Origin of the sequence: Paenibacillus sp. CR_12 (genome assembly GCF_041953985.1) — a bacterium.
Taxonomy (GTDB): domain Bacteria; phylum Bacillota; class Bacilli; order Paenibacillales; family Paenibacillaceae; genus Paenibacillus_AQ; species Paenibacillus_AQ lautus_A.
Window position 1 is genome coordinate 463,096 of the sequence record NZ_JAVFHO010000001.1, and the last position, 13,708, is coordinate 476,803.

A 13,708-nucleotide genomic window follows, 5' to 3' on the forward strand; every position below is an offset into this window, starting at 1 on the left:
GGAGAACCAATATGGCGAAACTGCATGTAGGATATGTGAACGAAATCGATCCTAAGGGATCAAGAACTATTGAAATCGGGGGAACGGAAATTGCGCTGTTCCGCTTGTCGGACGGGAATATTCTGGCCGTCGAAAACAAGTGCCCGCATAAAGGAGGCAAGCTTTCGGAAGGTATGGTGTGCGGGAAGCAAGTGCACTGTCCACTGCATGATTGGAAAATCGATCTGTGCAGCGGACAGGTTCAAGAGCCGGACACGGGTCATGTAAACACTTATCAGATAGAAGTGGATCCGGCAAGCGGCGCGATTTACTTGCTGGATCGTACAGCTTAACGCATTGTCAGTCATATTCCGCTGTCATGTTTGAGGCTGTCATAAATGTTAAGGATTGATTTCATTAGAAGGAGTAGACCGACATGGATTACGTGAAACCGGATCAGGTGATGCATGACATGATCGAGGCTGGGGCCGCGAAGGCGCGGTTGAAGACTTCGCAGATGCTTATTCGCGGCATACTGTCCGGCGCTATCCTGGCATGCGCCACCACGCTAGCATTTACGGCTTCGACCCAAACGAATATCCCGATGGCGGGCGCGCTCCTATTTCCGGTTGGCTTCGTCATCATTGTAGTGCTGGGCTTAGAGCTGGTCACCGGAAGCTTTGCGCTCTTACCGTTAGCCGTTCTGCAGAAGAAGGCGTGGCTCTGGAATCAAATCCCCGTGCTTATAGGTAGCTTTATCGGCGGATCGGTATTTACCGGGGCGATGCTGTACTTTGCCCAATATGGATTCGGCAAGAGACGCGGGGTTGCGCGGATGGCGACCGGCTATTCAGGCCGCGGAATAATGGAGGCGACGGCAGTTTCCGTCGAGAACAGACGATGAGGCCGGGCATGGTGTATATCGTCGGCGCAGGTCCGGGAGACCCGGAGCTGATTACGCTGAAAGCCCTCCGGCGTATCCAGGAAGCGGACGTCATCATGTACGATCGGCTTGTGAACGATGAGCTGTTGAGTTACGCGAAGAAGGATGCTTTGCTTGTATACTGCGGCAAGGCACCCGGACGCCATTCTCTTCCGCAGGAAAAGATCAACGAGAACATGGTGGCCTTTGCCCTTGACGGTCATCATGTCGTCAGACTCAAGGGAGGCGATCCGCTGATCTTCGGTCGAGGGGGAGAGGAAGCATGCGAATTGGCTGCACGCGGCATTCCCTTCGAATTCGTGCCAGGCGTTACCTCGGCTGTGGGCGCTTCCTCGTCCGCAGGAATTCCTCTGACTCACCGCGGAGCCAGTACCTCGGTTGCTTTTGTCAGCGGAACGAGCTGCCATGGTAATGAGCAGAGCGTGAGGTGGGACTTGCTGGCGCACAGCGTGGATACGCTTGTGGTGTACATGGGTGTCAGCAGAATGGACGGCATCTGTAAAGAGATGATCGCTCATGGCAAGCAGCCGTGGACTCCCGCTGCCATCGTCGAGCAGGGAACCTGGGCAGAAGAGAGAATCTTCACGGGTACGCTCGGAACCATCTACAGGATTTCTCATCGGATGAACGTGAAAAATCCGGCCCTGCTGATCATTGGAGAAGTGGTGCGGGTCCGAGAGCAGCTCCTGAAACTGGCGGCGGAGGCGCAGGAGAAGACCGGTTAACCCTTGTGCAGACATGAGGAGATGCGCAGCCTACAATTACGCTAGAACGATACGAAGATACTTTTAACCATGGAGTGAACCCTTCTTGATTTGGGGTTCACTTTATTTTGCTGTGGAACATGTTAGCGGGGATGGGTAGGCATACAATAATACGGACCCGGCATTCGAGAATAGCCGATTTTATGCCGTCGCGAGAGGAAAACGCTTACACCGCAAAGAATATCAAGTTAACGCCATCTGTAACGATCAAGCTGGAGTGAAGTTGAAATTACTTGTTTTAGAAAAGGGAAAGAACGGGGGAGACGCATGAAATATGACGTCATCGTGGTAGGAGCCGGCTTATCGGGTCTCGTGGCTACCGCCGAAATGGCCGAGGCCGGCAAGCGGGTGCTGCTGCTTGACCAGGAACCGGAAAGCTCTATTGGCGGGCAGGCATGGTGGTCTTTTGGCGGTTTATTCCTTGTCGATTCGCCTGAGCAGAGAAGACTGGGGATCCGGGACTCCCGTGAACTGGCATGGCAGGATTGGCTGGGAGCCGCTGGTTTCGATCGGGAGGAGGACGAGGATTTGTGGGGGCGGAAATGGGCCGAGGCCTATGTCGACTTTGCCGCCGGCGAGAAGCGGGCATGGCTGCATTCGTTAGGAATTCGGTTCTTCCCAGTCGTTGGCTGGGCGGAACGCGGCGGATATCTCGCCGAGGGCCACGGCAATTCCGTGCCGCGTTTTCACATTGTGTGGGGAACAGGGCCAGGTGTCGTACAGCCATTTGAGTCCAGGGTCAGAGACGCCATCCGTTCCGGCGCAGTTGATTATCGTCCGCGTCACCAAGTCGATGAGCTGATTACGCGCGAGAATGCCGTCATCGGAGTAAGGGGCTCGGTACTTGCACCGAGTTCGGCCGGCCGGGGCGAGGAAAGCTCCCGCGAGGTCGTTGGCGACTATGAATATTATGCGGAGGCTGTGGTTGTCTCCAGCGGAGGCATCGGCGCCAACCACGAGCTGATCAGGCAGCATTGGCCGTCCCGGTTAGGCAAGCCTCCACGAGCGATGCTCTCCGGCGTTCCCGCGCATGTGGACGGACGGATGCTGGGAATAACGGAGCAAGCCGGCGGGCGGGTCGTCAATCGAGACCGGATGTGGCACTACACGGAAGGGATTAAGAACTGGGACCCGGTATGGTCCAAGCACGGCATCCGGATACTGCCGGGTCCATCGTCAGTATGGCTTGATGCCAAGGGGCAACGGCTTCCTGCTCCGAATTTCCCGGGCTTCGATACGCTGGGAACCCTGAAAGCCATTCAGGATACGGGCTTTGACTATTCCTGGTTTCTTCTGACCAGAAAGGTCATTGAGAAGGAATTTGCCCTGTCCGGCTCGGAACAAAACCCGGATTTGACCGGAAAGAGCATCCGTAAAGTGCTGGGAAGAGTTGGCTCGGGCATTCCGGGCCCTGTGCAGGCATTTCTGGATCACGGCGAGGATTTTGTTGTCGCCGGTTCACTGCCCGAGCTCGTGGACGGCATGAATAAGCTTGCAGGCAGCGATCTGGTCAAGCTGGACGATTTGAAGCGTCAGCTTGCCGCCAGAGACCGCGAGATGGACCAGGCTTTTACCAAGGATCTGCAGATCACGGCGCTCCGGGGAGCAAGGAATTATATAGGCGATCGTTTGGTGCGCGTAGCCAAGCCGCATAAATTTCTTGATCCGGCCCATGGTCCATTGATTGCGGTGCGCCTGCATATTCTTAGCCGAAAAACACTGGGCGGGCTTCAAACGGATCTCTCAGGGAGGGTGCTGAGTGCATTCGGCGAACCGGTTCCCGGGCTCTACGCGGTCGGAGAAGCGGCCGGCTTTGGTGGTGGGGGCGTTCATGGTTACCGTGCATTGGAGGGAACGTTTTTGGGCGGCTGCCTGTTTACGGGAAGGCAGGCGGGGCGGAGCATTGCACAACTGTAAGGTTCAGGAGGTCGTCCATCCTTGGAAAATTGTGCAAAAGGACCCTTATCGTTGTCATCTTCTCCCCAGCCATAATAATGAAACGGCCTCCCATCGAAGTCGATGGGAGGCCGTTTTCAGTTATGGCTTAAGGAAGGATGTTGCCGGCCGCGCGGTAAATGGCGTACCATTCCTCGCGAGTCAACGTGACATCGCCTGCTTTGATGCAGTCCTTCAAACGGTTGATATTCATCGTTCCGATGATGGGCTGCATTTGTGCAGGGTGGCGAAGAAGCCAAGCAATGGCAATCGTCGTATTGGTAACGTTATATTTTTCAGCGATTTCATCGATCTTCTGGTTAAGCTCAGGGAACTTGTCGCTTCCAAGGAATACGCCTTCGAAGAACCCGTATTGGAAAGGCGACCAAGGCTGAATCGTAATGTCGTGCAGTCTGCAGAAATCCAGAACGCTGCCATCGCGGTTAACCGCGGCGTCGTTCTCCATATTCACGTTGATTCCGCTTTGTATCATGGTGGTATTGGTGATGCTAAGCTGCAGCTGGTTTGCTACGAGCGGCTGCTTCACCGCTTTTTTCAACAGCTGGATCTGCATCGGATTCTGGTTGGATACGCCGAAATGACGCACTTTCCCCGAGCTCTCGAGCTGATCGAATGCTTCAGCCACCTCTTCAGGCTCAACCAAAGCATCCGGACGGTGGAGCAGGAGAACGTCGAGATATTCGGTACGAAGTCTTTTGAGAATGCCGTCGACGGAATTCAAGATATGCTCTTTGGAGAAATCGAACATGCCCTGACGGATACCGCATTTGGATTGAAGAATGATCTTCTCGCGGACTTCCGCATTCATATGTATCGCATCTGCAAAAATCTCCTCGCAAGCTCCGCCGCCATATATGTCGGCATGGTCGAAGAAGTTGGCTCCTTCCTCCAGTGCGGATTGCACGAAACGTTCGGCTTCGGCTTTTTCCAGCGAATTTATGCGCATGCAACCAACGGCTACAACAGGTACTTCCAGTGAACTGCTTCCTAGTTTCATCGTTTTCATGATTGCGGTCCTCCCATTCAAAATAGGTTGATTGTACGGCCGCCGCGCTATAATGCAGGGGCAGCCGAGAACGTGTTAGCGAACGACTAGATGAATAGGTTCATGCTGACAGTCTCTAGTGTATTGTGACATGCAGACGGCGCAATGTACAAGCTTTAATTTTCTCTCCCATGCAGCCATGTGGGTTATGGATCCCACATGCGATTTCGGAAGCGCCCTTGGATTCATCGCATCCTAATGTAGGGCCTTTACTTTTCGAATGACGATCCGGCTGTGAGGAAGAGACGGCATCTCATGAAAGCTGAAGCTTACGTCCTGCACGGGCACTTCATAACTCATCCGGTTAGCCAGAAAGTCCAGACTCTCCTTCATGATCTCAAGCGTAATCCATTCCCCGGCACAGCGGTGTCCCGTATGATGATCTCCGCCGCCTTGAGGGATGAAGTTAAAGGGACTTCCGTTCCAATGTTCGAAGCGATCCGGCTTGAACAGCTCCGGCTGATCCCATAGGCCGGGATGATGGTTCGTTCCGTATAAATCAAGGATCGTCAGCACGCCTTTATCGAATGCATATCCGTTCCAGGTAAATTCCTTTCGTGCACGCGCTGGGGCAAAGGGGAAGAATGGGTAGAATCTCCGGACCTCCTGGACAAAATGCGTGAGCCGTTTCTCGTCGGACGTCATCAATTTCTCGCGCTCATGCTCCTGCTGAATGACAGCTAAGGCGGTAAAGCTTACGTAAATGGCAACGGCGACGATCGGGCGGAGAATGTTAATGATTTCTACCGCTGCGGTTTCTTTATCCAGAAGTTCGCCGCGAAGATCGCGATGCCAAGACATCGTGTGCAGCGTGCTGCCCTGCGGCGGATCCGCTTTTCCGCTGCGTACGTCGACAACGAGCTCCTGAATCCATTTTTCCGCCTTCGTTCGGGCGTTTCTTCCCTTCATATGCTTGATGCCAAAAGCCGCTGTAGCCTCGATCATGGCAGCAAGCCAGCCCGTTTTCTCCTCTGCTTCAGCTTCGGGAAGCGGCACGGCCGCCCACTCACAAGCCACACGGCAGAGAATTTCCTGGGCCTCCTCATAAATCTTGACGCTATCCTTGGATTCCCACCGGCTTACGGCAAACTCCCAATGTTTGCGGGTGATTGCTCTCATGTCATGAAGAGCTTCCCTGGACATCAAGGACATAAACATGGCTTTGCGATGATGGTGTTCTTCGCCATCCAGCGTCTGCACCCCGTCTTCGCCGAACAGGGTTTTCAGCACGCGCTTCGGGGCTGCGCCGCTTCGCACAAACTTATCCCGGTCATAGAACAGCCTGGCCGCTTCTTCTCCGCGCATGCAGATGGCACGTTCCCCCAATAGACGGGTTTCGAATATGTCGGATTGAAAGCCGATGGTTCGGTTCGTGATGAACAAATAGCCTTCTCGCAGCACATTCAAGCTATGATCAAGTCCCTCTTCCTTCGGAATCGGTTTGATCTTTTCCATAATGATCGCCTCCCGGATAATCAACATTTCAAAATCCAATATTAAAAATTTCTAGTTTTGTAATGAAAACATGCTTCCAACACAATACAACTTACATACCCGTTCTCTTCCGATTTGAACAATTTCACACCGCTGTTCTCAACTATCATAATCCAAGTCAAAAGTTGAAACCGGGCTGCTCCCTTGCAGGATTCCCTTGCGTTGACGAGAATTTGATTAAGTAATATTTCAAAAAGATGAACCCAGGAGGTTAAGAAAATGGCAGCAGAAATTACCAGTGTGTACAAAGAACAGATCCCGTCCGCGCGCTTGATCGGCAAACGGTATACGGACGAGCATCGAAATGCGGCAGGAAGCTTCGCGGACCAGTGGGAAGAATGGTTCGCCAATGGCTGGTTCGAAAAGATCGGGCAGCTTGGTTGTTTGCCGGAATCGGAGGGTGCTTCTTATGGTCTTATGCGAATGAACGGGATTCAGTTTGAATATTGGATCGGTATGCTTTTCCCGAAGCATATCGAAGTGCCGGAAGGATTTGACCATGCGGAGCTGGAAGAAGGCGCTGCGGGGATATGTTGGTTATATGGCAAGGATAACGGGGAGCTGTTCGGTATGGAGCCTCATAAACGATGCATGGCGAAAATCGCCGAACAAGGCTGGAGCCTAGGCGAGAACCCGTGGTTCTTTGAACGTTATCATCCAGTCCGTTTCATGATGCCGGACGAGCTGGGGAATGTCATCTTGGATTATGGCGTTTATTTGAAATGAGACGTTCGATTCGCTAGGCATGAATGAGAGCCGCTCCAATGGAGTGGCTCTTAACCGTTCTTCTGATTCAGTTAAACAAACTACACGCCATACTCGAGCTCGCCACATTTTAGATTCATGCAGCGCTTAGCCTCTGCTCACGAATTTCTTTGCATTGTCTACGTTCAGCTTTTTAACATGTTGAGTCAATAGATTCTTGTCACTGACGATCCAGGTGTGATTGGTGGAGTTGCGTCTTCGATTCGCTAAGAAATGATACGGACTTCCCGAGTATATTCTATAGTTACGAGCTATACAATCAGCACAAAATTGGACGCACTCGCTGCGATTTTGATTCGGGAACGCTACTTGATCGAATACATGCCGTTTAACCAGCATGGTCGCCCCTTGAACAAGGCGAACCCATTGATTGGCCATGTTAGGGTAACGGTGCAGAAGAGCTTTTTGTCCGGCAAGCTGCATGAAGTGCGCTCTCTTTCCTACAATATCAGCGCGAGTCTTGATCATGAGACGGACGCTTTCGTTCAAATAATCAGGTGCGTAATAGTCATCATCGTCAAATTTAGCAATGAGGCCGTGTTTGGAGACCTTGACTCCATAATTAAGGCAGCTGCCGAGTGATAATCGTTCCGGTTTGCTATATATTCTGACGTTGCGATATGACTTGGCTGCCATTTGATATTCCGGCAGCTTGAGACTGCCATGATTTAAGATGACGATTAACTCTTTGTTCCTGTAATTCTGTCTGGCGTAATTCTCCAACAGATTGTGCAGGCATTCCGATCTTTTGGTGCAGGTGATGATCGATACGGCAGGCTGTGATGGGGATGATGACCGGTGCGTCATGCTCGACCGCCTCCGGTCGTCCGCTGTACGAATTTTTTGAAATCTCGTACATTCGGAACTTTAGGGTGCTTGGCCATGAGTTCCTGATCGCTAATGATCCATGTATGACCGGATGAATTTTTCCGCCGCACTGCCGTAAAATGATACTTGTTGCCGGAATAGACTTTGAAGCCCTTGCTTTTACTTCTTGTGCAAAAAAGATCGTCTTCACCGACGCTTTGATTCGGAAAGCGTACTTTGTTAAAGACGTGCTTCTTAAATATGAGCGTAGCCCCCGGCAGCATGGTTACGGTTCGATTTTCATCGTTAGGAAAGCGTAGAATTAGAGTTTTGGAGCCTTGTAAATACATATAATGTGCACGTTTCCCTATAATATCGGCGTTCGATCTTCTTAACGACTTCAGGCTGTCCGACAAATAGTGGGGGGCGTAATAGTCGTCATCATCGAATTTGGCAACGATGCCGTATTTCGTTTTGCTTACGGCGTAATTTAGGCACGCACCCAAAGTGACATGCTCCGGCATGCGGTAGATTTGTATGTTTCGATGCTTGTTGGCTATTTGCTGGTAAGGGGAGAGGGCGATTGTACTATCGTTGACAACGATAATGAGCTCTTTCTTGGCATGGGATTGTCTAGCGAAATTATGGAACAAGTTTTTAATATAATTAGGGCGATTCGTACAGGTAATAATGGATACGCCTTGCGTTTTGGATGAATTGTTGAAGCTTGCTGCCATTCCATCACTCTCCTTATCTATGAGGATAATTTCTATATCACAATAGAGTATGTAAAGTATAAATAGAGGTAACGGCATTACGACTCGACCAACTTTTAAAATTTTTATAGCAGGAGGGCATTGCATTACAGATCTTGTTTATCTATAATGGATGTCATAAGTCCATAATATGATTTGTCCTTGGCATTTTTCCTTGGGCAAAGAGAAATAGACAAGGAGTCATGTCGTCTTGCGTTCATAATATGGACATTAAAGATCCAGAAGGGTGATGGTGTGCATGACGGAGCAATTGCATGATGTCGTTATTATCGGCGGAGGTCCGGCAGGATTGAATGCTGCGCTGGTATTGGGAAGAGCGAGGAAAGACGTGGTGTTGATTGACGAAGGAAAGCCGCGAAACAGGGTTACGCGGGAAACCCACGGTTTTCTTACGAGAGACGGCACAAGCCCATCGGAGTTTCGCCGTATAGCAAGAGAACAGATTACCGCCTATCCCTCCGTCCGCTTCGTAGAGAATACAGCTGCCGCCGTAGAGGGAGTCGACGGTGATTTCCGGATTACCACGGGAGAGGGAACGATATACCGGAGTAAAAAGCTGCTGTTCGCCGTTGGGAAGAAGGACAGCCCGCTGGATGTTAACGGATTAGCCGACGTATACGGAAAGAGTGCCTTCGTCTGCCCATACTGCGATGGATGGGAATTGAGGGATCAACCGCTCGTCGTCATTGCCAAGGGTGCGGGGGCGCTGCATTTTGCCAAAGTGATTGCAGGGTGGAGCGATCGGTACACCATCTGTACAAACGGACCGGATGAACTGACGGATGAACAACGGCAGGAATTAAAGGATCATGACGTCCCTCTATTCAACTCCCCGATTCATCGCATTGAATCGAACGAGGGGATGGTACGGCAAGTCGTATTGGAGGATGGAGCGGTCATTCCGTGCACGGGCATCTTTTTCGCGCCGAAGCTGGTCCCTGGTTCTGAATTGCCGGCGGCTGTAGGCTGTAATATCAACGAAGGTGGAAGTGTGGTCATTGATGCCTTCGGCAAAACGAGCGTGCCGGGCGTCTACAGCGCCGGTGATGCAGCCACCGAGATGTATCAGGCCATTGCGGCCGCTTCGATGGGAGCCATGGCAGCGGCCGCCATCAACGGCGAGCTGCTTAACGAACGATGGAATCGTTAATTTGTGAGTATACGAGAGGCAGGCTTTGGTTAGCATCCAAGCCTGCTTTTTCGTTCCTAGGGGATTTTTTAATTCTAAATCATTCTTACACTCCGGATTGGGGTCAATTATCGGCTATGATGAAATTATCAAGTACAGGGAAGGGTGTTTACGATGAGAACAACAATGGCGTTTATCATGAATCAAGTTTGGAGGGATATGAATAATTAACCCTCCGGCATAATGGAGGAGAGCGATTTGAATTCTCGGACCAAGAAATTTTTATCCTATTATAAACCGTACCTGGGGTTATTATTTGCAGATTTGGCATGTGCTTTTGTTGTCTCGGCCATTACGCTGACGCTTCCGCTCTGTATACGATACATCACCATCAACGTGCTGGAAGGGAATTCTCAAAGCCAGCTGATTCAAATCTATGCGGTGGGTGCCGTCATGCTGGCCATGGTCATCATCCATACTCTGTGCGATATGTTCATTTCATACAAAGGACATATGATGGGGGCTTATATGGAAAGTGACATGAGACGGGAGCTGTTTGACCATTTTCAGAAGCTGTCCTTTGGATTCTACGATGAGCACAAAACCGGGCAGCTAATGACACGGACCACCAATGACATTCTGTCGCTGACCGAATTGTATCACCATGGTCCCGAAGATATCGTCATTTCCGTTCTGAAGTTCCTGGGAGCATTCATCATCTTAATGTATATCGACGTGAAGCTTACCCTGATCGTATTTCTCTTTCTCCCGGTCATGGCCGCGTTTGCTTTTTACTATAATAAGAAGATGAACGCGGCGTTGCGGGTAAGCAAGGACCGGATCGAGGATATCAATGCACAGGTAGAGGATTCTCTTTCGGGTATCCGCGTGGTGAAGTCTTTTACGAACGAGCATATAGAGAAGGGGAAATTCGCCTATGCCAACAAGCGGTTCGTTGACAGCAGAAGGGAAGGGTATAAGAGCGAAACATACTTTCACGAAGGGCTGGTCGGTTTTACCCAGCTTATTACGATTACCGTTATTGTGTTCGGCGGAGCCGCAATCGTGGAAGCCTCGCTGGAACTGGCGGATTTGCTGACCTTTTTCTTATGCATCGGCATTCTGATCGAACCGATCCAGCGCATGGTTAACTTCGCCAGACTGTACCAGGAAGGCATTACGGGATTTGACAGGTTCATGGAGATCCTGGAGGTAGAGCCCGATATCGAGGATGCCGATTTTGCCGAGACGATCACGCAGGCGATATCCGGGAGATTACGCAGCACTCTTTAAGAAAAAATATCGGGATCGTGCAGCAGGATGTATATTTGTTTGCCGGCTCCGTCTTCGATAACATCCGGTATGGCAACATGGAGGCCAGCGAGGATGAGATCATCGCAGCAGCCAAAAGAGCGAATGCCCATGATTTCATCATGGCACTGCCGGACGGTTATGAAACGGATATCGGCCAGCGCGGCGTCAAGCTCTCCGGAGGACAGAAGCAGCGGCTCAGCATTGCGCGTGTGTTCCTGAAGAACCCGCCGATCCTCATATTTGACGAAGCGACCAGCTCCCTGGACAATGAAAGCGAGAGAGCGGTCCAAGATTCGCTGGAACGGTTAAGCGATAATCGAACAACGCTTGTCATCGCTCATCGGTTGACAACGGTACGGAATGCCCAGCGAATCGTCGTATTGTCCGAAGACGGGATCCAAGAACAGGGCACGCATGAAGAATTGCTTGCCCGTCAAGGCGCTTACGCGAATTTATATCATATGCAATTGACAATCTAAGCAAGAAGAAAGGCGATTTGTGAACGGTTGAAGCACCGTCAGCAAATCGCCTTGTCCTGTTTGATGAATCATGTTATGAAGTTGCCTCGTGCCTGGTATACATTGCACGCGGAAGAGGATTTAGCCTTGCAGCGTTTTGCCCGGCTGTTGTTCTTCCACTTCCTTGATGGCATTGTCTTCATCCTGTACCTTCTCTTTCGAAGAGCCAAACCATCCGATCACGGCAATCAGCACGAGAACGATATAGAAGGAAGCCTTCCAGATCGAGCTCTCAGGGAAGTGATGGTCGATTAGGGCTACATCAGGGTGTGCAAGGGTAATCACCGCAAGCTTGACGCCTACCCAACCAACAATCAGAAATGCCGCCACTTCCAGTCCGGGACGCTGCTGCAGCAATTTCACGAAGTAGGATGCCGCAAAGCGCATGATGATCAAACCAATGAATCCGCCCAGGAAGATGACGATGAATTGACCTCCGTCCAGGCCGCCGATGTTCGCCAATCCGCTTGGCGGCAATGCGACAGCCAACGCAACGGCTGCGAGGATCGAGTCTACGGCAAACGCGATGTCCGCCACTTCGACCTTGAAGACGGTCATCCAGAAGCCGGATTGCTTCTTGGGCTTGTCCGGTTTCGGTTTTGCGTCTTCCGTCGGTTTCTTGCCTTTAATAAAGTGTTTCAACGTGTGATTGATCGAAATGTAGAGAAGATAGAGTGCGCCGATGGCTTGTACCTGCCATACATCCACCAGGAACGAGATTAAGAACAGCGATCCGATCCGGAACACAAAGGCTCCGAGCAGCCCGTAGAATAAAGCCTTTTTGCGCTGGTTCTCCGGTAAATGTTTGACCATGATGGCAAGGACCAGCGCATTATCCGCCGCCAGCAATCCTTCCAGTGCGATGAGCACTAACAGCACCCATCCATACTCCAATAAAAGCTCCATGCCATTTCCTCCTTGTTGTATTATTGAAGGCACAAAAAAGACCTCCACCGGCAGGTGAAGGCCTTTTGAAATCAAAAAGAGACCTTCACCACAGAGTGTGTGGTAAAGGTCTCGCAAACAACGAATCGTTGCCAACAAAGCCGGGGACATTTCCCGTAATGACGACTTTGCTGTGACAGCTACTCCCCTTTAATCACGTTCCTGCATAACTGATATCGCCCTCAGTTAAGCCGTGATATAAAGATATAAATTTTTTAGAGATAAGTCAAGCTTTTTTACTTGAATTCAGCAGAATAGGACTCCAACGCAACGGGTCTGTTTTTCATGGCCGACCGTTTCCTGAAGTTCACATCAACGCTGGATAGAACAACGCTAAGAAAGACAAGCGCAGCTCCTGCATACTGGTTGGAATCCATGACCTCGTTGGCAAACCAGTATCCGAAAAGCGCGGCGAATACAGGTTCCAGCGAAAATACGAGACCCGTTCGGGTGGCGGTTGTATACTTCTGGGCGATCGTCTGGAAGATGAACCCCAATCCGCTGCATACGACGCTGAGGATCAGGACAGCCGTCCATGAGTCGGTGGAGCTTGGCCACGCCGGTGTTTCCAAGAGAAGTGACGAGAGGAACGCATACAATCCGGTAAATCCCAGCTGCAGGATGCCGAGGCTTAACGCGTCGACCTTCTGCGCAGCCGTGCTGACGATATTGATATGAAGCGCATAACATAATGCCGCCGCTATGCAGAACAGGTCCCCGATTTTAAATGCAAAAGGGAGCTGGATGGTCAGCAGCGCGATGCCCGTTAAGGCAAGCAAAATACTGATCATCAGTTTCTTCTCTATTTTTTTCTTAAAGAGGAACGTATGTATCAATGGGACAAACACCACCGTTAAGCTGATCAGAAACCCGGCATTGGATGCTGTCGTTGTTTTCAGGCCAAAGGTCAAGGCCGTGAACATGATAAACAAAATAAAGCCCAGGAGCATGGCGTAACGGATCGTCTTCAGGTTAACCCGGCACAAGCGCGGGAAAAAAATCGCTCCTGCAAGCATAAAGGCCAATCCAAATCGTAGGGCTATCAAATTGAACGCTCCGAGCGAATCCAGTCCCATTTTCATAAAAAGATAGGACGAGCCCCAACACATGGTGATAAACAAAATCATAAGATCGGCCTTCAGCGGTTTCAAGTTCTTCTTCCTCCTTCAAGTGATTGAACAGAATCAGTATACTCACGTACAATAGACAAGTAAAACGAATGTTCTTAATAATAAACATGAGTAAAATTCATGTATAAAATAAACCGGAGGAT

General features: G+C 50.7%; 12 protein-coding genes and 1 pseudogene. 7 read left to right on the top strand and 6 right to left on the bottom strand.

Translation table 11 applies throughout. The annotated features are described in order from the left end of the window. Positions 1-11 precede the first annotated feature (11 nt). The 4 genes from nirD (at position 12) to RB297_RS02200 (ending at position 3,603) form a co-directional block, all read left to right on the top strand. The gene (nirD, locus tag RB297_RS02185; RefSeq protein ID WP_015734883.1) at positions 12-332 is read left to right on the top strand and encodes a nitrite reductase small subunit NirD; all 321 of its coding nucleotides are present in this window, start codon (positions 12-14) and stop codon (positions 330-332) included. 83 nt (positions 333-415) lie between these two features. Further along, positions 416-883, top strand: a complete 468-nt coding sequence (locus RB297_RS02190; RefSeq protein ID WP_096775495.1) for a formate/nitrite transporter family protein — start codon at positions 416-418, stop codon at positions 881-883. An 8-nt stretch (positions 884-891) separates the two neighbouring features. Continuing rightward, positions 892-1,647, top strand: coding sequence for a uroporphyrinogen-III C-methyltransferase (gene cobA / locus RB297_RS02195; RefSeq protein ID WP_277748718.1), 756 nt, complete (start codon positions 892-894; stop codon positions 1,645-1,647). A gap of 306 nt (positions 1,648-1,953) precedes the next feature. Continuing rightward, positions 1,954-3,603, top strand: a complete 1,650-nt coding sequence (locus RB297_RS02200; protein ID WP_096775497.1) for an FAD-binding dehydrogenase — start codon at positions 1,954-1,956, stop codon at positions 3,601-3,603. A gap of 127 nt (positions 3,604-3,730) precedes the next feature. Here the strand turns inward: RB297_RS02200 and RB297_RS02205 are convergent, their stop codons facing one another. Further along, positions 3,731-4,648 carry an aldo/keto reductase gene (locus RB297_RS02205; RefSeq protein WP_096775498.1) on the bottom strand — a complete coding sequence of 306 codons (918 nt, stop codon included), beginning with the start codon at positions 4,646-4,648 and terminating at the stop codon, positions 3,731-3,733. Positions 4,649-4,882: 234 nt separating this feature from the next. Further along, positions 4,883-6,142 carry a CYP152 family fatty-acid peroxygenase CypC gene (gene cypC, locus RB297_RS02210; RefSeq protein ID WP_375119593.1) on the bottom strand — a complete coding sequence of 420 codons (1,260 nt, stop codon included), beginning with the start codon at positions 6,140-6,142 and terminating at the stop codon, positions 4,883-4,885. Between the two features lie 258 nt (positions 6,143-6,400). Between cypC and RB297_RS02215 the strand changes: the two genes are divergently transcribed. Further along, on the top strand, positions 6,401-6,907 hold the full coding sequence (locus RB297_RS02215) for an AraC family transcriptional regulator (RefSeq protein WP_375119594.1): 507 nt from the start codon (positions 6,401-6,403) through the stop codon (positions 6,905-6,907). Positions 6,908-7,033: 126 nt separating this feature from the next. On the opposite strand, the gene RB297_RS02220 is transcribed toward RB297_RS02215, so the two are convergent. Both RB297_RS02220 and RB297_RS02225 read right to left on the bottom strand, forming a co-directional pair. Further along, a complete protein-coding gene (locus RB297_RS02220) occupies positions 7,034-7,753 on the bottom strand; it encodes a glycosyltransferase family 2 protein (protein WP_375119595.1) in 720 nt (239 codons plus the stop codon). Next, positions 7,750-8,490, bottom strand: coding sequence for a glycosyltransferase family 2 protein (locus RB297_RS02225; protein ID WP_375119596.1), 741 nt, complete (start codon positions 8,488-8,490; stop codon positions 7,750-7,752). The genes RB297_RS02220 and RB297_RS02225 overlap by 4 nt, the downstream gene beginning before the upstream one ends. A gap of 277 nt (positions 8,491-8,767) precedes the next feature. Between RB297_RS02225 and RB297_RS02230 the strand changes: the two genes are divergently transcribed. After that, on the top strand, positions 8,768-9,679 hold the full coding sequence (locus tag RB297_RS02230) for an NAD(P)/FAD-dependent oxidoreductase (RefSeq protein WP_096775503.1): 912 nt from the start codon (positions 8,768-8,770) through the stop codon (positions 9,677-9,679). 237 nt (positions 9,680-9,916) lie between these two features. Further along, a pseudogene (locus RB297_RS02235) lies at positions 9,917-11,451 on the top strand (ABC transporter ATP-binding protein). Between the two features lie 120 nt (positions 11,452-11,571). Here RB297_RS02235 and RB297_RS02240 read toward each other — a convergent pair. Both RB297_RS02240 and RB297_RS02245 read right to left on the bottom strand, forming a co-directional pair. Continuing rightward, entirely contained in the window at positions 11,572-12,396 is an 825-nt protein-coding gene (locus RB297_RS02240; RefSeq protein WP_096775504.1) for a TerC family protein, read from the bottom strand. A gap of 275 nt (positions 12,397-12,671) precedes the next feature. Further along, positions 12,672-13,586 carry a DMT family transporter gene (locus RB297_RS02245; RefSeq protein ID WP_375119597.1) on the bottom strand — a complete coding sequence of 305 codons (915 nt, stop codon included), beginning with the start codon at positions 13,584-13,586 and terminating at the stop codon, positions 12,672-12,674. Positions 13,587-13,708 lie beyond the last annotated feature (122 nt).